Source organism: Streptococcus sp. Marseille-P6264 (genome assembly GCF_902460355.1).
Classification (GTDB): domain Bacteria; phylum Bacillota; class Bacilli; order Lactobacillales; family Streptococcaceae; genus Streptococcus.
Genome location: NZ_CABPTO010000004.1, coordinates 162,594 through 189,407, shown reverse-complemented (window position 1 = coordinate 189,407; position 26,814 = coordinate 162,594). Strand labels below are relative to the sequence as shown.

Genomic DNA, 26,814 nt, shown 5'->3' with positions numbered 1-26,814 from the left:
GATTAGATAAATAAGAAAGGTAAGAAATAGTGGTTGATGTAAATCGATTTAAAAGTATGCAAATCACCCTAGCTTCTCCAAGTAAGGTCCGTTCATGGTCTTACGGAGAAGTGAAGAAGCCTGAGACAATCAATTACCGGACCTTGAAGCCAGAACGTGAAGGCCTCTTTGACGAGGTGATCTTCGGTCCAACCAAGGATTGGGAGTGTGCCTGCGGTAAATACAAACGGATTCGTTACAAAGGGATTATTTGTGACCGCTGTGGTGTTGAAGTAACACGGACTAAGGTTCGTCGTGAACGTATGGGCCACATTGAGCTCAAAGCACCAGTTTCTCATATCTGGTATTTTAAGGGAATCCCAAGCCGAATGGGCTTGACTCTGGATATGAGCCCGCGCGCCTTGGAAGAAGTCATTTATTTCGCGGCTTATGTGGTGATTGATCCTAAGGAAACACCACTGGAGCATAAGTCTATCATGACAGAGCGTGAGTACCGCGAGCGTCTCCGTGAATATGGTGCAGGTTCATTCGTCGCTAAAATGGGAGCAGAAGCAATCCAAGACTTGTTGAAACAAGTGGATTTGGAAACAGAAATTGCGGCTCTCAAGGAAGAATTGAAAACAGCTTCTGGTCAAAAACGAATCAAGGCTATTCGTCGATTGGACGTTTTGGATGCCTTCTACCGCTCTGGCAATAAGCCAGAATGGATGATTCTCAACATCCTGCCAGTCATTCCGCCAGATCTACGTCCAATGTTGCAGTTGGATGGTGGCCGTTTTGCCTCATCTGACTTGAATGACCTTTACCGCCGTGTTATCAACCGGAACAACCGCTTGGCTCGTTTGCTTGAGTTGAATGCACCAGGTATCATCGTTCAAAATGAAAAGCGGATGTTGCAAGAAGCGGTGGATGCTTTGATTGACAACGGTCGTCGTGGTCGTCCGATCACAGGTCCAGGTAGCCGTCCACTTAAGTCTTTGAGCCATATGCTTAAAGGTAAACAAGGTCGTTTCCGTCAAAACTTGCTGGGTAAACGGGTTGACTTCTCAGGACGTTCCGTTATCGCTGTTGGTCCGACATTGAAAATGTATCAATGTGGTGTGCCACGTGAAATGGCGATCGAGCTCTTCAAGCCGTTTGTCATGCGGGAAATTGTTGCCCGTGACTATGCACAGAATGTGAAAGCTGCTAAACGCATGGTAGAGCGTGGCGATGAGCGTATTTGGGATGTCTTGGAAGATGTTATCAAAGAACACCCAGTGCTCCTTAACCGCGCACCGACCCTTCACCGTTTGGGTATCCAAGCCTTTGAGCCAGTTCTAATCGATGGTAAAGCTCTTCGCTTGCATCCACTGGTCTGTGAAGCCTACAATGCCGACTTTGACGGTGACCAAATGGCCATCCACGTTCCATTGTCTGAAGAAGCGCAAGCTGAAGCTCGTATCCTCATGCTGGCTGCTGAGCACATCTTGAATCCAAAAGACGGAAAACCAGTTGTAACACCATCTCAGGATATGGTCTTGGGTAACTATTACCTGACCATGGAAGAAGCAGGTCGTGAAGGTGAAGGCATGGTCTTTAAAGACCGTGATGAAGCCGTGATGGCCTTGCGTAATGGCTATGTCCACTTGCACACTCGTGTAGGTATCGCGACAGATAGCCTCAACAAACCTTGGACAGAAGATCAAAAACACAAGATCCTTATGACCACAGTAGGTAAGATTCTCTTCAACGATATCATGCCAGAAGAGCTGCCTTACCTGCAAGAGCCAACGAATGCTAACTTGACAGAAGGTGTACCAGCTAAATACTTCTTGGAGCCAGGTAAAGACATCAAGTCTGCTATTGAAGCCCTAGAGCTGAATATTCCATTCAAGAAGAAAAATCTAGGAAATATCATCGCTGAAATCTTCAAACGCTTCCGTACCACAGAAACATCTGCCCTGCTGGACCGCTTGAAAGACCTAGGTTATCACCATTCTACTTTGGCTGGTTTGACAGTGGGTATTGCTGACATTCCAGTCGTCGAAGACAAGGCAGAGATCATTGAAGAATCTCACAAACGTGTAGAACAAATTACCAAACAATTCCGTCGTGGTATGATTACAGACGACGAGCGCTACAACGCGGTTACTGCTGAATGGCGTGCTGCCCGTGAAAAACTGGAGAAACGCTTGGTTGCCAACCAAGATCCGAAGAACCCGATCGTTATGATGATGGACTCTGGAGCCCGTGGTAACATCTCTAACTTCTCCCAGTTGGCCGGTATGCGTGGTCTGATGGCTGCGCCAAACGGACGTATCATGGAGTTGCCAATCCTTTCAAACTTCCGTGAAGGTCTGTCCGTTTTGGAAATGTTCTTCTCAACTCACGGTGCCCGTAAGGGTATGACCGATACGGCCCTCAAGACAGCCGACTCAGGTTACTTGACTCGCCGTCTGGTTGACGTTGCTCAAGATGTAATTATCCGTGAGGACGACTGTGGTACAGATCGCGGCTTGCTCATCACTTCTATTACAGAAGGCAAGGAAATGATCGAGTCACTGGAAGAGCGTCTCAATGGTCGTTATACTAAGAAGACGGTTAAACATCCAGAAACTGGCGCAGTTATCATCGGTCCAAATGAATTAATCACCGAAGACAAGGCGCGTGAGATTGTCAATGCTGGTGTTGAAGAAGTGACGATTCGCTCTGTCTTTACATGTAACACACGCCACGGTGTCTGCCGTCACTGTTACGGTATCAACTTGGCAACTGGTGATGCAGTTGAAGTTGGTGAAGCAGTCGGAACCATCGCTGCCCAATCTATCGGGGAGCCTGGTACACAGCTGACCATGCGTACCTTCCACACGGGTGGTGTTGCCTCAAATACCGATATTACTCAGGGTCTTCCTCGTGTCCAAGAAATCTTTGAAGCCCGCAATCCGAAAGGAGAAGCGGTCATCACTGAAGTCAAGGGTGAAGTTACTGCTATTGAAGAAGATGCCTCTACTCGTACTAAGAAAGTCTTTGTCAAAGGTGCAACTGGTGAAGGTGAATATGTGGTGCCATTTACAGCCCGCATGAAGGTGGAAGTGGGCGACCAAGTTTCTCGTGGTGCTGCCTTGACCGAAGGTTCTATCCAGCCGAAGCACTTGCTGGCTGTCCGTGATGTCTTGTCTGTTGAAACTTACCTGCTTGCTGAGGTACAAAAAGTTTACCGTAGCCAAGGGGTAGAAATCGGCGATAAACACATTGAGGTAATGGTTCGTCAAATGATTCGCAAGGTGCGCGTCATGGATCCAGGAGATACAGATCTTCTCATGGGAACTCTCATGGATATTACAGACTTTACAGATGCTAACCGTGATGTGGTTATCTCAGGTGGTGTACCTGCGACAGCTCGTCCAGTCCTCATGGGAATCACCAAAGCTTCCCTTGAAACTAATAGCTTCCTGTCTGCAGCTTCCTTCCAGGAAACAACTCGTGTCCTGACAGATGCTGCGATCCGTGGTAAGAAAGACCATCTGCTTGGTCTCAAGGAAAATGTTATCATCGGTAAGATTATCCCAGCCGGTACTGGTATGGCTCGTTACCGTAACTTGGAACCACAAGCAATCAATGAAGTTGAAATCATTGATGAAGTTGTGGAAACAGCAGAGACTGAAGAAGTTGAAACAAGCGTAGAATCATAAAAACTTGCTTGAGTTTACAATATAAAAGTCTATCAGAGGCTGGGACAAAAGTCCTAGCCTCTCTATTGTCTTTGGATTGTCGAGCAAGACGCAGTGGTTGAGTGGGCCCTACTACGCTGATTTCATCAGCTTTTACAGTCCTACTCAACTATGCGGAGGTGGGACGATGAAATCGAATTCTAACGAATTACCGATTTCTGTCCCACTCCCTTTTTTGCTAGGTGTACTACATTGGTAAAGATATAAAAAATTGGAAATTTAGCGTTCCTTTTTTCTGCTAGACTGAATCAAAAGCTTAGGGAAGGAGATTCCTAGTGAGCATGATGGCGCATTTTTTGATTTTATCTGGCTCTTAGCTGTACAGGAAGGGAAAAATTCGCTATACTAAGTAAAAGGAGGAAAAAATGAAAATTTTTTTGCAAAAAGTAGAATATAGTTTACTGGCTTTGTTTTTAGCCGTACAGACTCAAATTCCTTTTGTGCTGATCCAGTTTTACAAAGGTCGAGATCAAAGTTTTTCAATAGGCTACACCTTGCTTGTCCTGATGGTTTATTTTCTGATTATTTTTTATGCTCTGCGAATGGCCAAAAAAGAAGGCTTACTGACCCTTGATTTTAGCTTTTTTAATTTAAAATCAGTAATCTGGTTGATATTATCCTATCTGATAACTTTTGGAATTAGTATCTTTGCAGCACTTATCATGGTCCTAGAGGGTCAATTTTCAGGAACGACAGCCAATCAGGCTGCTTTGCAGAGCTTGTTTCATAATACACCCGTTATCTTGATTCTTGTGGGGACGCTACTCTCAGCGCCAATTTTGGAAGAGATTCTTTTCCGTGGTTTGATTCCCAAAAAGCTATTTCCCCAGCATGAGTTGATTGGTTTGATAGTTGGTTCCATTCTTTTTGGTTTTTTCCACGGTCCGACCAATATCGGTAGTTTTATTCTTTATGCTGGCATGGGTGGCGTCTTAGCTTTAGTAGTTTACCAGACCAAGCATTTGGAAATGGGAATTTTAGCCCATATGCTACGAAATGGAATTGCTATTTTGGTGATGCTTATCTCACAAAGTTAACGATATATCATTCATGGATGAAGAGGTCAGATTGACCTCTTTTTTGACATTTCAGGGATAAAAAGTGACTTTTGAGGACAAGGGGCTAGCAAAGCGAATCTTTTGCTTTATAATGAGAATTGTATCTTAGCTTTAGGGAGTGAAAAATATGCGTCTCAAATTTCAAAAATCTATCCAAATCTTATTAGTAGTTATGCTACTTCAATCGGGTTTGTTGCTTTTGGTTCAGCCAATGACCAACCGCTTGGTTTTATCAAGGCCTAGTCTGCTCGTTATCTCTCTGTTTTTGATCATTCTTTTTGGGTACGCCTCTTACTTTTCTCGTGAGTGGCGGGATTTTAAGATGGAGCTGCGTACTTCCAAGCGATTTCCACACTTGCGCTACCTCTACTTTTTGATGATTGCAAGCAATGCAGCAGGTCTTGTTCTTCTTTGCGGTCAGGCGAGTTTGGTGCAAGCACCCTTGCAGCAGCTAGTTTCAGACAGTTTTTTGGCTTCCTCCTTGCTGCTACTTGGCATGGACTTACTGGCTTTGTTGCCGCAGGTTGACCAAAATAGGCAGATGAAATATGGGAAAAGTTTGGCTCTTGCCTTGGGAATTACTCTCTTTGCTTTCCTGAGAAATCCCGGAGAATCATCTTGTTTTCTGATTTATCTAAGTTTAGGTATGGCTTTTATCCAGCTCTTAAAAGCTTGGGTTGGATCTCTAGAATTATCCTTACTGGCTCATCTTCTTCGGAATTTGATTCTGATCCTCCTTTTACCCTTCTGTTTGTAAAAAGTGTTTTCTTAAATAGTGGAATTGTGGTAAAATGATAAATGAAACAAGAGTCTGATAGGATTGCTTGTAGGATCAAGTGCAGTTTGTAAAACTGATGCTGCATCTGCTGTTGGCTTTGCGGTACACTAGATGGGTGTGCCTTTTTTATTGAAAGGCAGTAGTAGCAAGAGGAAAGGAAATACGATGAATCTAAGACAACTTGCTCCAGAGGGCAAGACGGCCCTTTGCGGGATTCTCAATGTTACCCCAGATTCCTTTTCGGATGGGGGCAGATATGATACGGTGGAAAAGGCTCTGGAGCAGGCGCGCAAGATGATAGCTCAGGGAGCTCACCTGCTGGATATCGGTGGTGAGTCGACTCGTCCGGGCAGCCATTTTGTGGACATTGAGGCGGAAATAGGGCGTGTTGTGCCGGTCATTGAGGCTCTTCGCCGGGAGACTGATATCCTCATTTCTGTGGATACTTGGAAGGCACCAGTTGCCGAAGCAGCTTTGGCCGCTGGAGCCAATATCATCAATGACATCACAGGACTCTTGGGTGATGAGAGAATGGCAGTTGTGGCTGCCAAGGCTGGAGCACCAGTTATTGCCATGTTCAACCCAGTCATGGCTCGGCCCCAACATGCTAGCTCGAAAATCTTTCCGACTTTTGGCTTTGGGCCTGCTTTTACGGAGTCAGAATTAGCAAATTTTGAGCAGCTGGATATTCAGGCGCTCATGTGGGCATTTTTTGAAAAGACACTGGAAAGAGCTGAGAAAGCTGGGCTAGAGCGGGAGCAAATCATGCTGGATCCAGGGATAGGCTTTGGTTTGACTAAGCGGGAGAATCTCCTGCTCTTACAGGAGTTGGGGAGCATTCATCGGGCTGGCTTTCCCATTTTTCTGGGTGTCTCTCGCAAACGCTTTTTGGTCAATATCTTGGAGGAAAATGGTTTTGAGACCGACCCAGAGACGGAAGCTGGTTTTCAAAACAGAGACCTTGCTTCAGCTCATTTGACCAGCATTGCAGCTAGTCAGGGTGTCGAGGCTGTGCGGGTGCATGATGTGGAAGCCCATCGGATGGCGGCTGAGATTGGCGATGCCATTCGACTGGCTCAGAAAATGGAAGATCTAAATTTACGGCAGTATAAATGAGTATGATAAAAGAAGAATTGCCAGATTTAAGCTGGCTGGAAGCCTATCGGACGGATAGTCCTAATTTTGGCTTGGAGCGGATGGAGCGGATGCTGGCTCTGCGGGGAAATCCTCATTTGCAGCTGTCAGTGATTCATATAGGGGGTACCAACGGGAAGGGCTCAACCATTGCCCACCTGCGTCAACTCTTGGAAATGCGAGGTCTGCGTGTGGGAACCTTTACCTCCCCCTATCTGATCAGCTACAATGAACAAATCGCCATCAATGGTCGGCCTATTGCCAATCAAGATTTGGAGCGTCTGCTAGAGACTTATCGAGCTCTCTTTGAGGAGCAAGCTAATGATGAGGTTTTGCAGGGAGTGACTGAGTTTGAAATCATGACGGCTTTGGCCTATGATTATTTGGCTCAGGAGCGGGTCGATGTGGCCATTATGGAGGTCGGCATGGGTGGCCTATTAGACAGTACCAATGTCTGCCGCCCTGATTTGACAGCCATTACGACCATTGGCTTAGATCATGTGGCTCTGCTGGGGCATTCTCTGGCAGCAATTGCCGAGCAGAAAGCTGGGATTATCAAGCCAAATGTGCCCTTGGTGACTGGACGGATTGAGCCAGAAGCTCTGGCGGTCATTGAGGACAAGGCTCATCAAATGCAAGCGCCTCACTATGTTTATGGGCTGTCTTATCAAGTTCAGAGCTTGGGCGGGACTGACTCAGGAGAACATCTTAGCTTTTCTAATGCCTATCGGGAGGCGGAGCCTTACCTGACGCCTCTGCTGGGGCAGCATCAGGTAGATAATGCTGGTTTGGCGATTGAGCTCTGTGACCTCTATTGCCAGCTCAAGCAGTTGCCACTGTTAACAAAAGAGCAAGTTGGCGTGGCTTTAGTGGCGACAAGTTGGCCGGGTCGGATGGAGCAGATTTCGCATCAGCCTCGTATTTTGCTTGATGGCGCCCACAATCCCCATGCTATGGAGAGATTGATGAGGACCTTGAGCCAGCATTATCCAGACTTGGATAAGAAAATCCTTTTCAGCTGTATCCAGACCAAGTCTCTGGAGGAAATGGTGGGTCAGCTCAAGCAGGTGCCTAAGAGTCAGCTAATTTTGACCAGTTTTGCAGATCCGAGGAGCTTTCCTAAAGAAAAAATGGAGGTGCTGACTTGCGAGCAAGACTTGCACTATGCTGATTGGCAGGACTTTTTAGAGGCTTATTTGAAAGCTGGGCATAGGGACGATGAGCTCTTGCTGATTACGGGCTCTCTTTATTTCCTGGCTCAGGTTAGGGCCTATATCATTGACAAAGAAAAAGAATCTAGGAGTGAATATGGACACGAAGAAAATTGAAGCAGCTGTTGCTCAGATTATTGAGGCGATTGGCGAAGACGGAAGCCGCGAAGGCTTGCAGGAGACACCTCAGCGCATTGCTAAAATGTACCAGGAAATCTTTGCTGGGCTAGGTGAGACGGCTGAGGAGCATCTGGCCAAGTCTTTTGAAATCATTGACAATAATATGGTAGTGGAGAAGGATATTTTCTTTCATTCCATGTGTGAGCACCACTTCCTGCCATTTTACGGGAAGGTTCACATCGCCTATGTGCCTAATGGTCGGGTAGCAGGCCTGTCCAAGCTGGCTCGTACGGTGGAAGTCTATGCCAAGAAACCGCAGATTCAAGAGCGATTGACCGTGGAGATTGCTGAAGCCTTGATGGACTATCTGGGTGCTCAAGGGGCCTTGGTCTGGGTGGAAGCTGAGCATATGTGTATGAATATGCGCGGAGTCAGAAAGCCTGGCACTGCAACGGTTACTACAGCAGCGCGTGGCGTTTTAGCGACGGACAAGGACCTAAAAAATGAAGCTTACAAGCTGATGGGGCATTAAGGACTTGACAATAAGGAGGGGAGAGTCATGGATCAGCTACGGATTAAGGATTTGGAAGTGTACGCCTATCATGGTGTTTTTGGAGCGGAAAAAGAACTGGGCCAGCGTTTTGTGCTGGATCTGATTTTGGACTATGATATGACTCGAGCGGCCAAAACAGGCGACCTGACAGCTTCTATCCACTATGGAGAATTGGCTCAAGATTTGACCCACTGGTGTCAGGAAAGCAAGGAGGACTTGATTGAGACGCTGGCTTACAAGCTGATTGATCGGGTTTTTCTGACTCATCCTTTGGTACAGAAGGTCAGCTTGGAGGTCAAGAAGCCTTGGGCACCGGTGCCGCTGCCTTTAGAGACCTGCTCAGTCAAACTAGTGCGTCAAAAGCGGAAGGTCTTTATCGCTTTGGGAAGCAATCAAGGCAACCCAGCTGCCAATCTGGATGCTGCTTTGGAAAAAATGGCAGAGCAAAATATAAGAATTTTGCAGGCATCAAGCCGCATTGAGACGGAGCCTTGGGGTGGCGTTGAGCAAGATCCGTTCCTCAATCAAGTTGTTGAAGTTGAAACTTGGCTTAATCCTGAGGAATTAATGCAGACCCTGCTAACTATTGAATCGGCACTAGGGCGCGTGCGGGAGATCAAATGGGGACCTCGTGTGATTGATCTGGATATCCTTTACATAGGGCAGGAGGAGATATACAGTCCAGATTTGATTGTTCCTCATCCTTATGTGGCTGAGCGGGCTTTTGTCTTGCAATCTTTGGTGGAAATCGCCCCACACTTTGTCGATCCCGTGCAGAAAAAAAGCATCCGCCAGCTCTGGGATGCGGTTGAAAAATGAGAAAAGAAACTTGTCGCAAGGCAAGTTTTTTATTGTCTGAACTTTCTCTGAACTTGCTCCTGTATACTAAAGAAAAAACAAAAGGAGTTCAGTATGGAACATATGGTGAAAATAGAAGGAGTCTGCAAAAAACATGGCAGTAAGCAGATTTTAAAAGATATTTCTTTTACAGCTAGAAGCAGTCGGATTACAGCTTTTCTGGGCCCAAATGGTGCAGGGAAAAGTTCGACCTTGAGGATTCTCTTGGGGTTAGATCGGGCGACAGCAGGAACTGCGACTTTTGATGGGCAAACCTATCAGTCAATGACTTACCCGCTCAGAATAGTAGGTGCAGCCTTTGACGGCATTGGCGGTCTGCCAAATCGAAAGGTCTATGACCACTTGAGGATTATTGCGGCGAGCAATGCTATTCCCAAGTCTCGGATCGATGAGGTTTTGGAGATGACTGGAATCGCTCATAAGAGGAAGGACCTCTTGTCAAGCCTGTCTCTGGGGGAAGGTCAACGCTTGGGTTTGGCTGCAGCTTTGCTGGGTGATCCTCAGTTTCTCATATTAGATGAGCCGACCAATGGACTGGATCCAAGTGGGATTAAGTGGTTTAGAAAGTTCATCCGTCAGCAGGCTGATTTAGGGAAAACGGTACTTCTATCTTCTCATATCCTGTCAGAGGTGCAAATGGTGACAGATGATGTCGTCTTGATTCATCATGGGCGAATTATTGAGCAGGGACAATTGGAAGAGGTGCTGCAAGATTCAGATAGTCTAGAAGATCTCTTCTTTGATTTGACAGAGGAGGTTTAAGATGAAAGAAACGATGTCTTTATTGCATTCAGAATGGTTGAAAATTCGCTCAACCAAGGCTTTCAAAGTGAGTATGGCCTTCATGTTGCTCTTGGTGCCTGCCGTATCCTGGCTGGAGGGCCGACAGTATTTATCTGTCGGCTTGGATGCCACACCTGAGACGGTTCCCGGTCTGGCAGAAGCCATTGACCCGCTGGAATATCTAGGCCTCAATGGTGCCTCTATGGCAGGCATGGTTTTGGTCATCTTAGCTGGAATTTTGGGAGCTATGGAATTTCAGTCTCATAGCTTGAGAACCAGTCTTTTGACCTGTAATAACCGCCTGAAGTTGCTTGTGGGGAAACTCATGACCTTTGCTTGCTTTTCTCTTGCCAGTAGCTTTTTATCAATCTACTTTAGTTATATGGTCATGCATCTGGCTTTAGGAAAGGAAGGGCTTGATCCGATTTTGCTCAATCAGGCAGCTTGGAGTTTGATTTTGTGGAAAATCTTATCTCTAACCTTATTGGGAATCCTTTCATTTTTGTTAGGTTTATTGGCTCGGACCATGCTAGTTCCTCTGCTATTTCTCGTACCCCAGATCTATAATCTGGGAAACTACCTGGCAGCTCACACGAGTTGGGGAGCTTATTTGCCACAGCCAGCAGGAGAGTTGTTTGCTGCAACGCCAACTTCCCAATATGTCAATAATCCCTTGCAAGGGCTGTTGATACTAGGCACATGGTTGCTGGTCATTGGCGGCGTGACCTCTCTGCGCTTTTTGAAGACGGATTTAGGAGGGCGATACTGATGATAAAAGCTCTACTTAGAAGCGAATGGATTAAGTTCCGTTCTTACTATCTCGCTCTTGGTGCAGCCTTGGTGGCTCTGGTAGCTGTTCCGTTTTTTCTAATGAATCTTGACTACAGTCAGACAGCAGTTGGCCAGATGAAGGCTCTGAGCGAGGCTTTGCATGCCCTCTATCTGGCGCAGCCTGTCATCGTCATCTTTACTTCCCTCTATTTTGCCCAGGAGTTTGTCAAGTCTGGGATGCGAACGAATTTTCTAACCGTATCAAATAGAAAGGTTTGGTTGGCAGGGAAAATCTCATTTTTGAGCTTGTTGCTCTTGGTTCTCTATAGTATCATGATAAGCAGCTGTTTCTTTGTTATGCTAGCTCGTTTTGACCTAGACTTTAGCTGGTCCTTGCTGGGGAAATTCCTCTATTACAGTTCTTTTGGTCTTCTCAGCAATCTTTTTCTGGCTCTTTTAGCTGCTGGACTCGCTTTGCTATTTCAATCTTGGGTTGTGCCGGTGTCGGTGCTTTTTCCTCTCTTGATTGGTCTCAGTCGTTTGTTGGCAACTTTTATCAAAGAAGCAAAATACCTGCCCGATCTGGCTACCCTAAATCTTTTTGAGTATGAAGGACTTCAGCATTCAATAGATCTATCAGGGCTGGGAATACAGCTGTTCTGGTTAGCCTTGGTTTGGAGCTCTGCTATATTCTTAACCTTGAAACGAGATGTTCGCTAGAGGTATGCTATAATGGAAAATATGAGACAGTATCGTATTTTGGTAGTTGATGACGATCGGAGCATTTTGAAGCTGGTGAAAAACGTCCTAGAGCTCGATGCTTATGATGTGACGACGCTTGATCGGATAGAAGACCTAGAGCTGACGCATTTTGTCGGATATGACTTGATTCTGCTGGATGTGATGATGGAGCCTGTTAATGGTTTTGAGCTGTGTTCCTACATTCGTCCTCATCTTTCGTGTCCAATCATCTTTCTGACGGCTAAGGAATTGGAGGCGGACAAAGTAGAAGGGCTCTTTCGCGGAGCAGATGACTATGTTGTCAAGCCTTTTGGAACCAAAGAATTGCTGGCGCGTGTCAGGGCTCATCTTCGGCGGGAGGAAAGACGTGAGGAGCGATATTCTGAAATTGCTTCTTGTCAATTTTATCCTGAGCTCTATGAAGTTGCCTGTTTTGGTAAAGTCTTGAAATTTTCAGAGCGAGAGTTTAAGTTGCTGCATTTACTAGCTAGCAATCCCAAGCAGACCTTTTCAGCTGAACGCCTGCATACCTTACTTTACCCAGAAAGCTCAGAAACACAGCTTCGCTCTATCTCAGAATACGTGTATCAGATTCGCCAAAAATGCAAACAAGAAGGGCTGCAAGCAATCGCAACTGTGAGAGGAGTAGGCTATAGATGGCAATTAGAACCCGAAATTTCAAAAGCCTAGTCTGGACAACCAGTTTGAAAATCGTCTTTTTTCATGTTTTGATTTTTGTGCTTATAGGTTATGAATTTACACAAGGAAGCGATTATGCCCTTTTCACCTTGTTCTTTTGGGCGGGGAGCTTGCTGCTGATTACTTTTTATCATATTTTAAAATTACTCCGCAAAATCGACAGGGAAATAAAAATGCTAACGAGCAAGAAGCTTTTAGAAGAAAATCAAAGTCAGCTTTTTCGGATTGAGGAAATGCTAGAAGTCTATAACGATTTACGGAGCAGCCACCAAGAAAATGCTCGTCTTCTAGAAAAAGAGCAGCAGCATAATCAGGAGTTGATTTTACAGCTATCAGCGACATCGCACGATTTAAAAACGCCCCTAACTGTGATTAAGGGGAATGCTGAGCTCTTGGAGTTGGCTCAGTTGGGCCAGCCACAGGCAGACTATGCTGCTGAGATTTTGCAGGCTAGTCACAAGATGGAAGAATATTGTGGCTCTTTGATTGATTACGCTAAGACTTTTCAGATTGATGCTAGTCAGTTCAGTCAGCTTTCTTTAGAGGACTTTTTGGCTGATTTACAGGACGACTGGGCACTGTTCAGCAAACAGGAAAGCTACCGTTTTTATATCCAAGAAGATTGTAATCTTAGCTTGAGTTTGTCCATTCATTTGGACTATCTCAAACGGGCTTTGCTCAATATTTTACTGAATGCGCTTGAACATGCAGACCAGGACCAAAAGGAAGTCAAGCTAACGGTATCAGTGCAGCAGGACCAGTTGGTTTTTGCTATCTGGAACAACGGCCCTTCATTTTCAGAGGAGATGCTGCTGGGAGCAGACCAACTCTTTTACCAGAGTGACCAAAGCCGCAATTCAGCTAATCCCCATCATGGTATCGGCTTAGCCTTTTCTAAACAGGTAGCTCTCTTGCATGGTGGTCGTCTGACCCTGCTCAATCCAGACCAAGGAGGAGCCTGTGTCGAGTTGACTGTAGCTTTAAAAGGCAAATAACAAAGGAAGTTAATAAAGATACTAAAACATACTAAGATTAGTAGTGAGGAAATCTCCAACGGGAGAAAGTACTCACTACTTTTTCGTTATGTTAAAGTAGAGGTGTCTTGTTAAGTCGATAAGTTCTTTGGCGCTAGACGTCGTAACTAAAACTGACAAGGCACCTGTTTTAGGAAGAATGTTATCTAATGGGGTCAGTATATATTAAGTCAACTTTTTCCTAAAATCCCCAGGACTCATGCCAAATTCGTGCTTGAAAAGTTTGGAAAAATTACCGCTATCTTCAAAACCGATTGAGTAGGCGATATTTTTGATGGGGAGTTTGGTACTTCTGAGGAGTTCTTTGGCTTTACGAAGGCGAATATTGGTGAGAAAGGTTTTGGGAGCTTGCCCGATTTCCTGTACAAAGAGGCGATGGAGATAGGTGCGGTCGATAGCAAGGTGATTGGCGATGTCAGTTATACGGATATTGGTTTCGTAGTTATTGGTCATAAAGCTAATAGCTTTGGCAACGATGAGGTTATGGGTAGATTGGGTCACTTTTTTGTTTTGGGAAGGAAAGTCTGAATTGAGTTGGTTGAGGATTTCCAAAAGACAAGCATTGAGCATGATGTCATTACTTTCAGAAATTAGAGAAATTTCAATTAGCTTGCTCATGAGACTCTTGATGGGGTCATTATCAGAAAAGACAGGATTGTTGCTAGAAATGGCGGTACCTTTGAGGTAGTGTTGGGCTAAATCTCCACGAAAGCCAAACCAGTAGTAGGCCCAGGGATCTGTTTCGTGGGCCTGGTATTGGATAGTAGCTTGAGGTGAGATAAAGAAAAAGTCGCCTGCCTTTAGGCTGTAAATCTTACCTTGACAGGTAAAGGTACCTCTGCCCTTGTAAATATAATGCAACATATAACCACTTCGAACAGCAGGGCCATAACTGTGGGAGGGTTGGGTTTCTTCATAACCAACTGTATACACACTTAGATAGGGATTGGTATTGGTATTGTTAAATAAAAAATTCATAAAATCTTCCTACAAATCGACTGATCTTGTCTACATTTTACCATTTATTTTAACTAAGTGAAAGGGTAAACTATAATTAAGTAAAACAAACAAGGAGGTTTTTCAGATGGCTCAATATCAAGACATCAGTGAACAAATTGAAAAATTAGTTGGTGGGCGTGACAATATTTCTCACGTGACACATTGTGCCACTCGCTTGCGTTTGGTCCTAAAGGATAATAAAAAAGCTGACATGGAAGGTTTGGAAAATATCCGTCTAGTTAAGGGGGTTTTCGTAGCGGGTGACCAGTTGCAGATGATCTTTGGCGCTGGTCTAGTCAATAATATCTATGACGAATTTTCAAGCTATATTGGTATTAATAGTGATAGTAAGATTGATGATGAGTCTAGTCAGGATCACCAGAATCCTTTGCAACGTTTTATGAAGGCCTTGTCAGATGTCTTTATTGAAATTATGCCATGTATCTTGGCTGCAGCGCTTCTTATGGGATTGTCATCACTCTTAACGACCAAGGACCTCTTTGGGGCCAAGTCCATCGTTGAGCATGTGCCTGGTCTGGCTGGTTTCAATCGTATTGTCAGCATTGCTTCATCAGGAATTTTTGCGCTCTTACCAATGATTGTAGCTTACTCAGCGACCAAACGTTTTGGAGGACGTGCTTCCCTTGGTTTGGCTATTGGAGCTGTTATGATTCACCCAAACTTGTCAGATGCCTATGCAGTAGCGGGTGGAACAGCTCAAGCAGAAATCGCCAATGTCTTTGGCCTCAATGTTGAGCTAGTTGGTTTCCAAGGCGGGATTATCATTGCCCTTCTAATTGGTTACATCGTTGCCTTCCTAGATAAGAAATTTAACAAAATTTTGCCCGATATGCTTAAGTTTGTTTTATCTCCTATGTTGACCATTTTGATCTCGTCATTCTTGCTCTTTACCATTATTGGTCCAGTTGGTCGTTCTATGGGATTTGGATTGACAGCAGGTTTATTGTGGATGGTTGAACACTTGGGTATCTTTGGTTATATGATTTTTGGTGGTATCCAACAAATTATCGTTATTACGGGTCTTCACCATACCTTTGGGGCTATCGAGACTCAGTTACTACAAGATACAGGTCGTGATTTCCTCAATCCGCTCTTATCTGTTGCCATGATGGGGCAAGGTGGTGCAGTACTGGGGTATCTCTTCCTTAATCACAAGGACAATAACAAACGCTCAATGGCCGTTTCAGCGTTCACTTCAACTCTATTTGGGATTTCTGAGCCTGCTCTATTTGGTGTGACTGTCAAATACCGTTACCCATTGATTGCTGGCTGTATCGCAGGCGCTATTTCAAGTGGTTATGTTTACCTGTCTAAGTTGACCGCAGTTGGTTTCGGTGCGACAGCTATTCCTGGTTTCACTATCGTAGATGGGGCAAATCATGGCCATCTTAACTACATTATTGCTCACTTGATTTCCATTGTTACAGGTGCCATTTTAACAGTCGTCTTTGCAAAATTCTGGAAAGAAAAGGATTAATATCACATGAAGAAATATCATCAATACCGTGATATTCCTTCTCAATTAACAGCATCATTGGCTGATTGTGTGGCAGTGTGCCCTTATCGTCAAAGCTTCCATGTGGAAGGTGACATGGGCTATGTTAACGATCCTAATGGTGTTTGTTTCTTTGATGGGAAATATCATCTCTTTCATCAATGGAGCCCTCTCACTTATAGCGAGGACAGCTGGTTTCAAGGCTGGTATCATCTGGTGTCATATGACATGATTACTTGGGAAGATGCAGGAGTGGGCTTGCAGACAGATACTGTCTATGAAACCCATGGAGCCTACTCAGGATCAGCCATCGCTGACGGCGATGTCATGCGTATCTTTTATACTGGTAATACTCGTGATGCCAATAACGAGCGAATCCCTTATCAAGTTGTGGCACTCATGGATAAGGCAGGTCATCTCTCCAAGGTGACACCACCAGCTATTATCGGTTACCCAGAAGGTTACACGGACCATTTCCGGGATCCAAAACTATGGAAGAAAGATGGTCATTATTATGCGGTTATTGGTGCCCAACGTCAAGACAAAACTGGTACAAGTCTGGTCATGCACTCACTTGATGGCTTTGACTGGTCTATTCTAGGTGAAGTGGGGACTCCTTATCAGGATTTTGGTTATATGTGGGAGTGTCCTAACTATTTTGAAATGGATGATAAGGGGATTCTCCTCTTTTCCCCTCAAGGACTAGCACCAGAGGGGAATTATTACCACAATATCTATCAGACGGGTTATGTAGTGGGGAATCACATAGATAAGGAAAATTTGCGGCTGACCGATCAGAAAAATTTTGTGGAGCTTGATCGTGGCTTTGATTTTTATGCAGCCCAGGTCATGCAGGCTGGAGGTCGTACAATTCTCTTTTCTTGGATGGGTCTACCAGATATTAACTACCCAACAGAAGACTATGCTTATTGTGGTTGCTTGACTATGCCACGTGAGCTTTTCTTAGATGGGGACAAGTTGATTCAAAAACCTTTGCCGGAATTGGACAATTATCGTAAAGAAATATTGTCTAAAAATATTAATGCTTCAGAGGGGAAGGTATTCATGACTGGTTTTAAAACCAATCTTCAGTTTTCAGTGACCAAGGCGGAAGAAAGAGGGCAAGTGGTGATTAAACTTACAGCCAGTCAAGATGGTCGTTTGGGAACCAAATTGATCTTAGATTACGATAGAAAAGAGATAGTTTTAGACCGTAGCCAGGCAGGTGCTCCTCTAGCAGAGGAGTATGGCAGCCAGCGCGTGCTTTTGGAGGATTTGGGTCAGCAACTTGATTTGGATATTTATCTGGATCGCTCATCCCTAGAGATTTTTGTGAATGGTGGGCAAGAAGTAGCTTCAAGCCGTATCTTCCCAGGGGATGAGCAGGTCTATACAGTGATTGAAGGAGCAGATGCTGAACTCGACATGACGATCTATGACTTGACGATTTAGGAGTTGATATGATTTATTTTGATGCCGATAAGCAAATTTTTCATCTGACCAACGGTCAGGTTTCCTATATTATTGGTGTGGAGGAAAAGGGACTTTTGGCCCAGCTTTATTATGGTAAGGCTGTTTCAGGTTATCACGGTGGGCGTCACTACCCCCGCTTTGAGCGCTCTTTCTCCTTTAACTTTGAGGAGGACAAGAAACGTGTCTATTCTAGAGATACCCTTTTACAGGAAATCAGTAGTTTTGGTGGTGGTGATTTTCGGGTACCAAGCCTTGATATAGCAGGGTCGGATGGCTCTCATCAAACTGATTTTCGCTATGATTCTTACGAAATTTATAAGGGCAAGCCTGACTTGGGAGGGCTTCCTGCGACCTTTGCTTCAGAGGAAAATCCTGTTGAGACTTTGGACATCTGCCTTAAAGATAAGTATCGCCAGCTAGCTCTCCATCTACGTTACAGTATTTTTGAGCAGCTATCTGTTATTACCCGTAGTCATATCGTGGTCAATGAGGGCAGAGATGAGGTGGTTATTCACAAATTGTCTAGTCTTAGTCTGGATTTTCCAGCGGACAAATGGGAATCTATCCATCTACCAGGTGCTTGGGGTAATGAACGTCAATTGCAGAGGGACCCTCTCGTTCGAGGGATACATACCTTTGACAGTAAGCGTGGAACCAGTAGCCATCAGGAGAATCCCTTTGTTGCCTTGGTTAAGAATGATACGACTGAGAATCAGGGGCAGGCCTATGGTTTTGCTTTAGTCTACTCAGGTAATCACGAAGAAACCATCGAAGTAGACCAATACCAGCAAGTCCGCTTGACTATGGGGATTAATGGTTATGACTTTGTTTGGCATTTGTCTGCAGGAGAGTCTTTTACCACTCCTGAAGTTGTAATGGTTTATTCAGACCAAGGCCTTAACAGGATGTCCCAGATCTTCCATACAGTAGTACATAAGCATTTGACACGAGGGGCATGGAAGGATAAGGAACGTCCTATTCTTATCAATAACTGGGAAGCCACATATTTTGATTTTGATACAGATAGCATCAAAGGCTTGATGGATGAGGCTAGTCAACTGGGGATGGAGCTCTTTGTCCTTGATGATGGCTGGTTTGGACAGCGAGAAGACGACCAAACTTCTTTAGGAGATTGGTTTGTCAATGAGGACAAGCTACAGGGTGGCTTGCAGGCCCTAGCTACCTATGCTAAGAGTAAGAATTTAGACTTTGGTTTGTGGTTCGAACCTGAAATGATTTCACGGTCTAGTCAACTTTTTGAAGCTCACCCTGATTGGTACCTTCATCATCCAGGGTATGAGGCTGCGACTAGTCGTTCCCAATTTGTCCTAAACCTTAGTCGTGATGATGTCACCGATTATGTGATTGAAACCTTGTCAACTATTTTAAGGACAGTGGATATTTCCTATGTCAAGTGGGATATGAACCGTTATCTCAGTGATATTTATGCGACTGGAAATATTAGCAATCATGGCGAGGTAGCTCATCGATATGTGTTAAATCTTTACCGGATTTTCGAACATTTGCTAAGAGTTTTTCCTCATATCCTCTTTGAGGGCTGTTCTGGTGGAGGTGGCCGTTTTGATATGGGCATACTCCACTATATGCCGCAAATTTGGACTAGTGACAATAGTGATGCTATTGCTCGCCTAAAAATTCAATATGGTACTAGCTTGGCATACCCAGTTTCTAGCATGGGCGCCCATGTGTCTGCTGTACCTAATCATCAAAATGGGCGTATAACCAGCATGGAGACTCGCTTTAATATTGCCATGACAGGAGCCTTTGGATATGAATTAGATCCAAGACAGTTAAGTTCAGAAGAAAAAGCAATCATTAAAGACCAAGTTGCCTTCTATAAGAAGAATCGTCAGCTCCTTCAGTATGGAACCTTTACACGATTGACTAGTCCTTTTGAGACCAATGCTTGTGCTTGGCAGTTGGTATCACAAGACAAAAATCAGGCTATGGTGATTTATACAACGGTCCTTAGTCATGCGGCTCCAGCTCTACAAATTTTAAAAGTTAAGGGCTTAGAAGCAAGCAGTCTCTACTATTGCCAACAAACAGAGCAATGCTATTACGGAGACGAATTAGCTGAAGTGGGATTCTATATCCACCCCATTTTTAACCAAAAAGACTTTGATAGCCGACGCATTGACTTTGTTAAGGTAGAAGATTTACCGAAGGGGAAATGACCGTAAATGGACAAACTATACTCTGCACCCCAAAAGTTAGATAGAAAAACCCTAACTTTGGGGTATTTTATTATGAAATCCGAAAAGTTTTATGGTTATGAATAGACCTTTAAGTCACCTAACCAAATGGAACAGCTTTTGTAGACTATATTAATTACTAAAACATTAAACGAATTAGAGTCAAACAAAAAGGACTGAAACTTTAAACATTTCAGTCCTTTTTTTGCCGCTTTCTTCTTGACAAAAGATGTAAAGGGAGCTATACTATATTTAAAAAGTAAAGTTTGTTTTACATTATGGAAAGGAGGCAGCCTTGGAAAATCGAATTCAAGAATTGCGAAAAAGAAAAAAGCTCAGCCAGGAGGAGCTGGCTGAGAAGCTAGAGGTCACAAGACAAACGATTATTTCTTTGGAAAAGGGCCGCTACAATGCCTCGCTGCTTTTGGCTCATAAAATTGCATCCTTTTTCAATTTAAGGATTGAAGAAGTGTTTCTCTTTGAGGAGGATGAATCATGAAATGGACTTATTTGTGTAAATGGATATTGGCTATTTTGGTGGTGGTTGGCTTATCTTATCTCCATTTGCAAGCTAATTTTATCCCTAAAGAAATCTTGCCTTTTGTGGGAATGTTCCTGATTGTGGTGATGTTGAAAATTTCCCAAGCGTATGAAAAATAGGAGGCTGACATGGAAACATTAACTAAACAAGAATTTCGGAAAAAACTTCAAAAGAAAGTGATCATGGGTCGCATCCTAATCCTAGTCCTCTGGCTGGGACTGGGATGGAGCTACATTCATTCTCTGGATGATTTACAGGAAGGCATCATGGTTGGTCTGCTTCTAGGGATTTCTTTGATGGTTCTGCGTTATAATCTTGCCTTGAAACGGGAGGAAGCCTTTAATAGGCTCTACATTCAGGTGACGGATGAGCGCAATCGCATGATTGACGAAAAGACTCGTACCCTGCTTTTTGATATCCTTTTGCTGCTGGCAGCAGGCCTGAGCCTTCTGTCTATGATTTTTCCTATCATTTTAAATCTCAATCAGTTTCTGACTTTGACCATTATCCTAGTTTTGGCCCTTTACTATCTCTTGCGTTTTCTCCTGTCCAAGCGTTATTAAGAAAAAAAGCTGGCAGAGCCAGCTTTTTCAACAAGCTTTTAACAGAGCTTGTTTTTATTTTCTATAGAGTCGATCGTACTGGTAAACAGGGTCCATGGTCACATGGATGCCTAGTTTACGCAGGACATTTTTATCTTCGTCGGTCAGCATCACAGTCGAATGAGCTTCGCTACCCTTGAGGTTGCCTAACTGTTGCATAGCATGTGCGGCATCTTGATTTTCCATGGCTGTGATCGCAAGAGCCATTAAGATTTCGTTTGAGTGGAGGCGAGGATTGCGACTACCCAGATGATTGATTTTCAGACCTTGGATTGGTTTAACGTACTCGGGTTCGATCAGCTTGGTCTCTTTGGCAATGTTGGCTAACTTCTTAATGGCATTGATCAAGACAGCAGCCGTAGGACCAAAGAGTTCAGAGGTCTTACCGGTTACGATTTCGCCGTTTGGCAATTCCAAAGCCAGAGCGGGGTCACCAGTGCTTTCAGCCTTGGCACGCGCAGCAACGGTTACTTTGCGATCCAGCGGTGTGATGCCCAAGTCGTTCATCAATAGTTCGATTTTCTTGATAGCAGATTCAGAAACGCGCTCCGCCTTGAAGTCCAGAATAGTCTGGTAGTAGCGGCGGATGATTTCCTGTTGAGATGCCTCGATAGCTGCATCATTATCTACAATGGCAAAACCGACCATGTTAACGCCCATGTCCGTTGGAGAAGCATAAGGTGATTTTCCAAGGATGCGCTCTAGCATACGTTTGAGTACTGGGAAAATTTCAATATCACGGTTGTAGTTGACTGTAGTCTTGCCATAAGTTTGCAGGTGGAAAGGATCGATCATGTTGACATCGTCTAGGTCTGCTGTCGCCGCCTCATAGGCTAGATTGACCGGATGGTGCAGGGGCAGATTCCAAACTGGGAAGGTCTCAAACTTGGCATAGCCTGACTTGATGCCATTGATTTGGTCGTGGTACATGTTGGACAAGCAAGTAGCCAGTTTACCAGAACCAGGACCAGGTGCGGTCACCACGACTAGGTTACGGCTGGTTTTGATATAGTCGTTTTTGCCCATGCCTTCGGGCGAGATGATATGGTCCATATCAGTCGGGTAGCCCTTGATTGGATAGTGGATGTAGGAGTCAATCCCGTTCTTTTCTAGCTGAGCTCGGAAGAGATCGGCTGCTGGCTGGCCGGCATACTGGGTAATGACCACTGAGCCTACATAAATATCCAGCTCATTAAAGGTATCGATTAGTCGCAGCACTTCTTGGTCGTAGGAAATGCCCAAATCACCCCGCGCCTTAGAGTGCTCAATGTTGTTGGCATTGATGGCAATGACAATCTCTACTTGGTCCTTGAGCTCTTTGAGCAGTCTGATTTTATTATCCGGCTCATAGCCTGGCAGGACGCGGGCAGCATGGAAGTCTTCCAGCATTTTACCGCCGAATTCCATGTACAATTTGCCCTCAAATTGATTAATGCGCTCCAAGATATGGTCGCGCTGCAGGTTTAAGTATTTCTCTGAATCAAAAGCAATTTTTTTCATGTATAGTTTCACCTCTGCTAAGCATTATAACAAAATTTTCTTCAAATTGGAAAATTAAAAGAGATTATATTAGATAAAATAGATAGCAGCCCGAATGAAGAACGGGCTGCTTCTCGAAATTAGTAGTTGGTAATCGTGTCCACCGTTGAGCGATCCAGCTTTTTGACCAAAGCTTGCAGGAAAGCTTGGGCTTGCAAGAAATCGTCCATGGCATAGAGAGTTTGGTGGGAATGAATGTAGCGAGCGCAGACACCGATTGTGGTAGATGGCACACCACCGCTTTGGAGATGGGCAGCGCCAGCATCGGTTCCGCCTTTTCCGCAGTAGTATTGATACTTGATACCAGCTTCTTCTGCGGTTGTCAGGAGGAAGTCCTTCATGACTGGCAGCATGAGATGACCAGGATCAAAGAAACGAATCAGCGTTCCTTCGCCGATGGCTCCTTGGCCGCCATAGATGTCACCTGCTGGGGAGCAGTCCACAGCTAGGAAGACCTCAGGGGCAAATTTTGTCGTAGAAGCATGGGCACCACGCAGGCCAACTTCTTCTTGAACATTGGCACCGACATAGAGTTGGTTACCTAGTTCTTGACCAGACAAGGCTTGAGCTAATTCGCTGACCATAAGGACGCCGTAGCGGTTGTCCCAGGCTTTAGAGATGATATTTTTTCCGTTAGCTGTGAGAATAGCAGAGCTGTCTGGCACGATGGTGTCTCCCGGACGGATACCATAGCTTTCAGCTTCTGCCTTGTCCGCAAAGCCGCCGTCAAAGACAATATCGCCAATCTGTGGCATGACTGGTCCGCCAGCACCGCGTGTCAGATGAGGAGGAACAGAGCCTGAGATTACAGGAATTTCTCGGCCTTCACGGGTAAAGAGTTTGAAGCGTTGACTGCTCACGACCAATGGATTCCAGCCACCGATTTCCACTACACGGAAAGTCCCGTCGGGCTTGATCTCGCTAACCATGAAGCCAACCTCGTCCATGTGAGCCGCAACCAGAACTCGGGGAGCATTTTCAGCTTGAGAATGCCGAACCCCGAAGATGCCGCCTAGACCGTCGGTAACGACCTCATCAACGTGAGGAGTGATTTTTTCTCGCAGATAGCTGCGAACAGGTGCCTCGTGACCAGAGATTGCTGAAAGCTCGGTCACTTCCTTGATTTTTGAAAATAAGTCAGACATAAATTTACCTTCTTTCTGCCTCTATTTTATCACTTTTTTAAAGGGAATAACAGGATGAACTAGAAGAAGCTGAGAAATCTGCAATATTGTTTGTCGCCTCTACGCTTTTGTGTTAAAATATTCTACATGAAAGCTAAAAAAATCATTTTAACAACAACCGCTCTTTTGGGAGCAGGAGCCTTGGCCTTTGGAGCTGCCAAGCTTGTGCAGGAGCAGAAAAGACTGCGTAATAGAGAAGAAATTGTTCAAATCGTGCGGGAGTTTTTTTCCAGCCGAGGACCGATTGCAACGGTTTATGTGGAACTTTATGAATCAACCGACAGCCGTACAGTTGGAGGGGTTGTCCTAGAAGACGACCGCCATTTCACCTTCGTCTATGAAAATGGTCAGTTGACCTACGAGGAAGAGTGATGATTCAGCCGCAAAGCATGGAGGAGCTGGCTTCTTATGTAGAGCATAAGGGGAAGACTGTCTTCTTTTTCACAGCAGATTGGTGTGGAGACTGTCGCTTTATCAAGCCTTTTCTGCCAGAGATAGAAGCGGAGAATCCTGACTTTACCTTTGTCGAGGTGGATCGGGATCAGTATATGCCTGTCGCCCAAAAATGGGATGTTTATGGGATACCTAGTCTGGTTGTTGTGGAAGATGGCCGAGAGATTGGTCGCTATGTCAATCGTGAACGCAAGACCAAGAGTCAAATCAATGATTTTTTAGCGAGTTTATAAGAAGATTTAAAAGTATTTTTGGAGGAAGAAATGATTTTTACATACAACAAAGAGTATGTTGGAGATATTCTGATGGTCATCGCTGCTGATGATCAGGGAGCTAAGCTAAGCGCTGAGCGCAAAGGAAATGTAGCGCGTGTTTACCGCGAAGATAATGGACAGACAGTAGCTTGGAATATTTTTGAACTGTCAAATCTTTTTGAAATTGCAGAGCGCGGACAAGTTCAGCTGACGGATGAGCAAGTTGCGACTCTCAACCAAGAATTGACCAAAGAGGGCTTCCAAGCGGAGCTGGTTAACGACCGTGAGCCTAAGTTTGTTGTGGGGGAAATCCTTGAGATGGTGGCCCACCCTGATAGTGATCACCTCAATATTTGTCAAGTGCAGGTGGCAGCCGACAAGACGGTTCAAATCGTGGCTGGTGCTCCGAATGCTCGTGTCGGCCTCAAGACGATCGTGGCTTTGCCTGGTGCTATGATGCCGAAGGGCAATCTCATCTTTCCAGGAGAACTCCGTGGCGAAAAGAGTTTTGGTATGATGTGTAGCCCACGGGAACTCCAGTTGCCAAATGCGCCGCAAAAACGTGGGGTTATTGAATTATCAGATGACCAAGTTGTCGGAACTCCATTCGACCCAGCTAAACACTGGACTGCCTAGGGAGTTGTCAGTATCTGATACACCAAATAGAAGGAAATAAGATGGCAAAAAATGTTGTGATTACAGGAGCGACATCAGGAATCGGTGAAGCCATTGCGCGAGCTTATCTGGAGCAGGGGGAGAATGTCGTTCTAACGGGGCGACGGACAGACAGACTGGAAGCCCTCAAATCAGAGTTTGCAGTAACCTATCCAAATCAAACAGTTTGGACTTTTCCACTGGATGTCACGGATATGGCTATGGTCAAGACTGTCTGCTTCGATATTTTGGAAACGATAAGGCAGATTGATATTTTGGTCAATAACGCTGGACTAGCTCTTGGCTTGGCTCCCTATCAAGACTATGAAGAATTGGATATGCTGACCATGTTGGATACCAATGTCAAAGGTTTGATGGCAGTCACTCGCTGTTTCTTGCCTTCTATGGTAGCAGCCAATCAAGGTCATATTATCAACATGGGATCAACCGCAGGAATCTATGCCTATGCAGGTGCAGCTGTTTACTCAGCCACCAAGGCTGCTGTCAAGACTTTTTCAGATGGACTGCGAATCGATACCATTGCAACGGATATCAAGGTGACCACCATTCAGCCTGGAATTGTCGAAACAGATTTTTCTGCGGTACGTTTCCACGGTGACAAAGAGCGTGCTGCCACCGTCTATCAGGGAATTGAGGCCTTGCAAGCTCAGGATATTGCAGATACAGTGGTCTATGTGACCAGTCAGCCTCGTCGTGTGCAGATTACAGATATGACTATTATGGCCAATCAACAGGCGACAGGTTTCATGGTGCATAAAAAATAAAGAATTTTCTCGAAAAGTTACAAATTTCTGTAACTTTTTTTGATTCCCTGCGAATAGATAAGTAGGAGGAAAGAATATGTATAATAAAGTCATCATCATTGGCCGGTTGACGGCTACACCAGAGCTACACAAGACAGCAAATGACAAGTCGGTCGCGCGTGCGACAGTGGCGGTGAATCGCCCTTATAAATCTCAGAGTGGTGAGCGTGAGGCGGATTTTGTAAATGTGGTTGTCTGGGGGCGTCTAGCTGAGACTTTAGCCAGCTATGCAAGTAAGGGCAGCTTGATTTCTCTGGATGGTGAGTTGCGGACTCGTCGCTATGAAAAAGAGGGGGCCACTCATTATGTGACAGAGGTGCTCTGTCATAGCTTCCAGCTCCTGGAAAGTCGGGCTCAGCGCGCTCTGCGTGAAAATAATAGCGGAGCTGATTTGGCAGATTTGGTACTGGCAGAAGAAGAGCTCCCTTTTTAAGAACGAACTGACTGATCTGAGAGTTCCTTGATAAAAAAGAAAGTTAGGAAAGTAATCCTAGCTTTTTTGATTAAAGAGTAGGTGGAGAAATGGACAACTGAAGCAGGTCATTTACTTCATCAAGCCTGAAAAAGTATTTTTATAAAGGGGTTTCTATTGTTTTCCTATCTTAAATTTGGTATAATAAAGGTGAATCCAGAGGCAGGCTAGAAAGGAAAAAATCGGAAACGAAACAGCCGCTGATGGTCGCTTTGCACATTGCAGTTTGAAATAAGGAGAGGAGGTTTATCATGTCTTTGTCTACCTTATTTGAAGTATCAATAGCTATTTTGGGTGTGGCCTCTGCTGGTTACCTCATCTATGCCTATTATGAGTTTCTAAAAGATATAGCTCATATGGAGAAAGTACATCATTTTCATCACGGAGGTTGAGACAAAAGTGTCTCGACCTCGCTTTTTATTAGAAAGAGATCCTTGAGGTTGCAGCTGCTTGCTCAAGAGCCACAGATCGTCGAGCAACCTCGTGGGGCTGGGACTATTTGTAAGGTCTTGGAAAGCTTTTAAAGCTGTGCTCAGAAACAGGGAGCCAAGCTGGATGTTTGAAACTTTAGTGTATCCCAGCGCCTCCCTGATATTCTAGTCCTCTTGGTTTTCATATTGATTTAAAAATGTTA

General features: G+C 44.8%; 27 protein-coding genes. 24 read left to right on the top strand and 3 right to left on the bottom strand.

What is annotated here, in order from left to right; translation table 11 throughout:
- Nucleotides 1-29 precede the first annotated feature (29 nt).
- The 12 genes from rpoC to FZ941_RS06920 all read left to right on the top strand — a co-directional run bounded on the left by rpoC (nt 30) and on the right by FZ941_RS06920 (nt 13,414).
- Nucleotides 30-3,674 (top strand): DNA-directed RNA polymerase subunit beta', encoded by a 3,645-nt coding sequence (gene rpoC, locus FZ941_RS06980; RefSeq protein WP_015604273.1) that lies wholly within the window; start codon nt 30-32, stop codon nt 3,672-3,674.
- Between the two features lie 404 nt (nt 3,675-4,078).
- Nucleotides 4,079-4,750 (top strand): CPBP family intramembrane glutamic endopeptidase, encoded by a 672-nt coding sequence (locus FZ941_RS06970; RefSeq protein WP_148887343.1) that lies wholly within the window; start codon nt 4,079-4,081, stop codon nt 4,748-4,750.
- Between the two features lie 148 nt (nt 4,751-4,898).
- Entirely contained in the window at nt 4,899-5,528 is a 630-nt protein-coding gene (locus FZ941_RS06965) for a hypothetical protein (protein ID WP_148887342.1), read from the top strand.
- 186 nt (nt 5,529-5,714) lie between these two features.
- Nucleotides 5,715-6,665 carry a dihydropteroate synthase gene (gene folP, locus FZ941_RS06960; RefSeq protein ID WP_187418396.1) on the top strand — a complete coding sequence of 317 codons (951 nt, stop codon included), beginning with the start codon at nt 5,715-5,717 and terminating at the stop codon, nt 6,663-6,665.
- Nucleotides 6,666-6,667: 2 nt separating this feature from the next.
- Nucleotides 6,668-8,011 carry a folylpolyglutamate synthase/dihydrofolate synthase family protein gene (locus FZ941_RS06955; protein ID WP_148887360.1) on the top strand — a complete coding sequence of 448 codons (1,344 nt, stop codon included), beginning with the start codon at nt 6,668-6,670 and terminating at the stop codon, nt 8,009-8,011.
- Nucleotides 7,992-8,546, top strand: a complete 555-nt coding sequence (folE, locus tag FZ941_RS06950; RefSeq protein ID WP_037617359.1) for a GTP cyclohydrolase I FolE — start codon at nt 7,992-7,994, stop codon at nt 8,544-8,546. The genes FZ941_RS06955 and folE overlap by 20 nt, the downstream gene beginning before the upstream one ends.
- Before the next feature lie 27 nt (nt 8,547-8,573).
- Nucleotides 8,574-9,386 carry a 2-amino-4-hydroxy-6-hydroxymethyldihydropteridine diphosphokinase gene (gene folK / locus FZ941_RS06945; protein ID WP_148887340.1) on the top strand — a complete coding sequence of 271 codons (813 nt, stop codon included), beginning with the start codon at nt 8,574-8,576 and terminating at the stop codon, nt 9,384-9,386.
- Nucleotides 9,387-9,479: 93 nt separating this feature from the next.
- Nucleotides 9,480-10,187, top strand: a complete 708-nt coding sequence (locus FZ941_RS06940) for an ABC transporter ATP-binding protein (RefSeq protein ID WP_148887339.1) — start codon at nt 9,480-9,482, stop codon at nt 10,185-10,187.
- A 1-nt stretch (nt 10,188) separates the two neighbouring features.
- Nucleotides 10,189-10,977 carry a lantibiotic ABC transporter permease gene (locus FZ941_RS06935; RefSeq protein WP_148887338.1) on the top strand — a complete coding sequence of 263 codons (789 nt, stop codon included), beginning with the start codon at nt 10,189-10,191 and terminating at the stop codon, nt 10,975-10,977.
- Nucleotides 10,977-11,699 carry a lantibiotic ABC transporter permease gene (locus tag FZ941_RS06930; RefSeq protein ID WP_148887337.1) on the top strand — a complete coding sequence of 241 codons (723 nt, stop codon included), beginning with the start codon at nt 10,977-10,979 and terminating at the stop codon, nt 11,697-11,699. Before FZ941_RS06935 ends, FZ941_RS06930 begins: the two co-directional genes overlap by 1 nt.
- Nucleotides 11,700-11,711: 12 nt before the next feature.
- Nucleotides 11,712-12,410 carry a response regulator transcription factor gene (locus FZ941_RS06925; RefSeq protein ID WP_148887336.1) on the top strand — a complete coding sequence of 233 codons (699 nt, stop codon included), beginning with the start codon at nt 11,712-11,714 and terminating at the stop codon, nt 12,408-12,410.
- Nucleotides 12,377-13,414, top strand: coding sequence for a sensor histidine kinase KdpD (locus FZ941_RS06920; RefSeq protein WP_148887335.1), 1,038 nt, complete (start codon nt 12,377-12,379; stop codon nt 13,412-13,414). Before FZ941_RS06925 ends, FZ941_RS06920 begins: the two co-directional genes overlap by 34 nt.
- Before the next feature lie 204 nt (nt 13,415-13,618).
- Here the strand turns inward: FZ941_RS06920 and FZ941_RS06915 are convergent, their stop codons facing one another.
- Nucleotides 13,619-14,431, bottom strand: coding sequence for an AraC family transcriptional regulator (locus FZ941_RS06915; protein ID WP_148887334.1), 813 nt, complete (start codon nt 14,429-14,431; stop codon nt 13,619-13,621).
- A 106-nt stretch (nt 14,432-14,537) separates the two neighbouring features.
- On the opposite strand from FZ941_RS06915, the gene FZ941_RS06910 reads away from it, so the two are divergent.
- The 6 genes from FZ941_RS06910 to FZ941_RS06885 all read left to right on the top strand — a co-directional run bounded on the left by FZ941_RS06910 (nt 14,538) and on the right by FZ941_RS06885 (nt 20,761).
- Nucleotides 14,538-15,950 (top strand): PTS transporter subunit EIIC, encoded by a 1,413-nt coding sequence (locus FZ941_RS06910; RefSeq protein WP_148887333.1) that lies wholly within the window; start codon nt 14,538-14,540, stop codon nt 15,948-15,950.
- A gap of 6 nt (nt 15,951-15,956) precedes the next feature.
- Nucleotides 15,957-17,420, top strand: a complete 1,464-nt coding sequence (locus FZ941_RS06905; RefSeq protein ID WP_148887332.1) for a sucrose-6-phosphate hydrolase — start codon at nt 15,957-15,959, stop codon at nt 17,418-17,420.
- Nucleotides 17,421-17,428: 8 nt separating this feature from the next.
- Nucleotides 17,429-19,639 carry an alpha-galactosidase gene (locus tag FZ941_RS06900; protein WP_148887331.1) on the top strand — a complete coding sequence of 737 codons (2,211 nt, stop codon included), beginning with the start codon at nt 17,429-17,431 and terminating at the stop codon, nt 19,637-19,639.
- 313 nt (nt 19,640-19,952) lie between these two features.
- Nucleotides 19,953-20,156: a helix-turn-helix transcriptional regulator gene (locus tag FZ941_RS06895; protein WP_002896748.1), complete on the top strand. Its 204-nt coding sequence runs from the start codon at nt 19,953-19,955 to the stop codon at nt 20,154-20,156.
- Nucleotides 20,153-20,317 carry a hypothetical protein gene (locus FZ941_RS06890; protein WP_148887330.1) on the top strand — a complete coding sequence of 55 codons (165 nt, stop codon included), beginning with the start codon at nt 20,153-20,155 and terminating at the stop codon, nt 20,315-20,317. Before FZ941_RS06895 ends, FZ941_RS06890 begins: the two co-directional genes overlap by 4 nt.
- Before the next feature lie 9 nt (nt 20,318-20,326).
- Entirely contained in the window at nt 20,327-20,761 is a 435-nt protein-coding gene (locus FZ941_RS06885) for a hypothetical protein (protein WP_148887329.1), read from the top strand.
- A gap of 54 nt (nt 20,762-20,815) precedes the next feature.
- On the opposite strand, the gene FZ941_RS06880 is transcribed toward FZ941_RS06885, so the two are convergent.
- Together FZ941_RS06880 and pepA are read right to left on the bottom strand one after the other, a co-directional pair.
- Nucleotides 20,816-22,300, bottom strand: coding sequence for a DUF1846 domain-containing protein (locus FZ941_RS06880; protein WP_148887328.1), 1,485 nt, complete (start codon nt 22,298-22,300; stop codon nt 20,816-20,818).
- Nucleotides 22,301-22,419: 119 nt separating this feature from the next.
- The gene (gene pepA, locus FZ941_RS06875; RefSeq protein WP_148887327.1) at nt 22,420-23,484 is read right to left on the bottom strand and encodes a glutamyl aminopeptidase; all 1,065 of its coding nucleotides are present in this window, start codon (nt 23,482-23,484) and stop codon (nt 22,420-22,422) included.
- A 126-nt stretch (nt 23,485-23,610) separates the two neighbouring features.
- Here pepA and FZ941_RS06870 point away from each other — a divergent pair, with 126 nt between their 5' ends.
- The 6 genes from FZ941_RS06870 (at nt 23,611) to FZ941_RS10600 (ending at nt 26,572) form a co-directional block, all read left to right on the top strand.
- Nucleotides 23,611-23,895 carry a DUF4651 domain-containing protein gene (locus tag FZ941_RS06870; RefSeq protein ID WP_148887326.1) on the top strand — a complete coding sequence of 95 codons (285 nt, stop codon included), beginning with the start codon at nt 23,611-23,613 and terminating at the stop codon, nt 23,893-23,895.
- Nucleotides 23,895-24,209, top strand: a complete 315-nt coding sequence (locus FZ941_RS06865; RefSeq protein ID WP_148887325.1) for a thioredoxin family protein — start codon at nt 23,895-23,897, stop codon at nt 24,207-24,209. Before FZ941_RS06870 ends, FZ941_RS06865 begins: the two co-directional genes overlap by 1 nt.
- Before the next feature lie 30 nt (nt 24,210-24,239).
- Nucleotides 24,240-24,866 (top strand): YtpR family tRNA-binding protein, encoded by a 627-nt coding sequence (ytpR, locus tag FZ941_RS06860; protein ID WP_148887324.1) that lies wholly within the window; start codon nt 24,240-24,242, stop codon nt 24,864-24,866.
- Between the two features lie 41 nt (nt 24,867-24,907).
- A complete protein-coding gene (locus tag FZ941_RS06855; protein WP_148887323.1) occupies nt 24,908-25,669 on the top strand; it encodes an SDR family NAD(P)-dependent oxidoreductase in 762 nt (253 codons plus the stop codon).
- Between the two features lie 76 nt (nt 25,670-25,745).
- A complete protein-coding gene (locus tag FZ941_RS06850; protein ID WP_148887322.1) occupies nt 25,746-26,141 on the top strand; it encodes a single-stranded DNA-binding protein in 396 nt (131 codons plus the stop codon).
- Nucleotides 26,142-26,431: 290 nt separating this feature from the next.
- On the top strand, nt 26,432-26,572 hold the full coding sequence (locus tag FZ941_RS10600; RefSeq protein ID WP_167320505.1) for a hypothetical protein: 141 nt from the start codon (nt 26,432-26,434) through the stop codon (nt 26,570-26,572).
- Nucleotides 26,573-26,814: the final 242 nt, after the last annotated feature.

Coding starts and splice junctions, on each gene's coding strand:
- FZ941_RS06865 (WP_148887325.1), top strand. CDS start 23,895: ATGATTCAGCCGCAAAGCATGGAGGAGCTGGCTTCTTATGTAGAGCAT.
- folE (WP_037617359.1), top strand. CDS start 7,992: ATGGACACGAAGAAAATTGAAGCAGCTGTTGCTCAGATTATTGAGGCG.
- FZ941_RS06850 (WP_148887322.1), top strand. CDS start 25,746: ATGTATAATAAAGTCATCATCATTGGCCGGTTGACGGCTACACCAGAG.
- FZ941_RS06940 (WP_148887339.1), top strand. CDS start 9,480: ATGGAACATATGGTGAAAATAGAAGGAGTCTGCAAAAAACATGGCAGT.
- pepA (WP_148887327.1), bottom strand. CDS start 23,484: ATGTCTGACTTATTTTCAAAAATCAAGGAAGTGACCGAGCTTTCAGCA.
- FZ941_RS06920 (WP_148887335.1), top strand. CDS start 12,377: ATGGCAATTAGAACCCGAAATTTCAAAAGCCTAGTCTGGACAACCAGT.
- FZ941_RS06935 (WP_148887338.1), top strand. CDS start 10,189: ATGAAAGAAACGATGTCTTTATTGCATTCAGAATGGTTGAAAATTCGC.
- folP (WP_187418396.1), top strand. CDS start 5,715: ATGAATCTAAGACAACTTGCTCCAGAGGGCAAGACGGCCCTTTGCGGG.
- FZ941_RS06970 (WP_148887343.1), top strand. CDS start 4,079: ATGAAAATTTTTTTGCAAAAAGTAGAATATAGTTTACTGGCTTTGTTT.
- FZ941_RS10600 (WP_167320505.1), top strand. CDS start 26,432: ATGTCTTTGTCTACCTTATTTGAAGTATCAATAGCTATTTTGGGTGTG.
- FZ941_RS06855 (WP_148887323.1), top strand. CDS start 24,908: ATGGCAAAAAATGTTGTGATTACAGGAGCGACATCAGGAATCGGTGAA.
- FZ941_RS06925 (WP_148887336.1), top strand. CDS start 11,712: ATGGAAAATATGAGACAGTATCGTATTTTGGTAGTTGATGACGATCGG.
- FZ941_RS06880 (WP_148887328.1), bottom strand. CDS start 22,300: ATGAAAAAAATTGCTTTTGATTCAGAGAAATACTTAAACCTGCAGCGC.
- FZ941_RS06910 (WP_148887333.1), top strand. CDS start 14,538: ATGGCTCAATATCAAGACATCAGTGAACAAATTGAAAAATTAGTTGGT.
- FZ941_RS06915 (WP_148887334.1), bottom strand. CDS start 14,431: ATGAATTTTTTATTTAACAATACCAATACCAATCCCTATCTAAGTGTG.
- FZ941_RS06965 (WP_148887342.1), top strand. CDS start 4,899: ATGCGTCTCAAATTTCAAAAATCTATCCAAATCTTATTAGTAGTTATG.
- FZ941_RS06930 (WP_148887337.1), top strand. CDS start 10,977: ATGATAAAAGCTCTACTTAGAAGCGAATGGATTAAGTTCCGTTCTTAC.
- FZ941_RS06905 (WP_148887332.1), top strand. CDS start 15,957: ATGAAGAAATATCATCAATACCGTGATATTCCTTCTCAATTAACAGCA.
- FZ941_RS06870 (WP_148887326.1), top strand. CDS start 23,611: ATGAAAGCTAAAAAAATCATTTTAACAACAACCGCTCTTTTGGGAGCA.
- FZ941_RS06955 (WP_148887360.1), top strand. CDS start 6,668: ATGATAAAAGAAGAATTGCCAGATTTAAGCTGGCTGGAAGCCTATCGG.
- FZ941_RS06890 (WP_148887330.1), top strand. CDS start 20,153: ATGAAATGGACTTATTTGTGTAAATGGATATTGGCTATTTTGGTGGTG.
- folK (WP_148887340.1), top strand. CDS start 8,574: ATGGATCAGCTACGGATTAAGGATTTGGAAGTGTACGCCTATCATGGT.
- ytpR (WP_148887324.1), top strand. CDS start 24,240: ATGATTTTTACATACAACAAAGAGTATGTTGGAGATATTCTGATGGTC.
- FZ941_RS06900 (WP_148887331.1), top strand. CDS start 17,429: ATGATTTATTTTGATGCCGATAAGCAAATTTTTCATCTGACCAACGGT.
- FZ941_RS06885 (WP_148887329.1), top strand. CDS start 20,327: ATGGAAACATTAACTAAACAAGAATTTCGGAAAAAACTTCAAAAGAAA.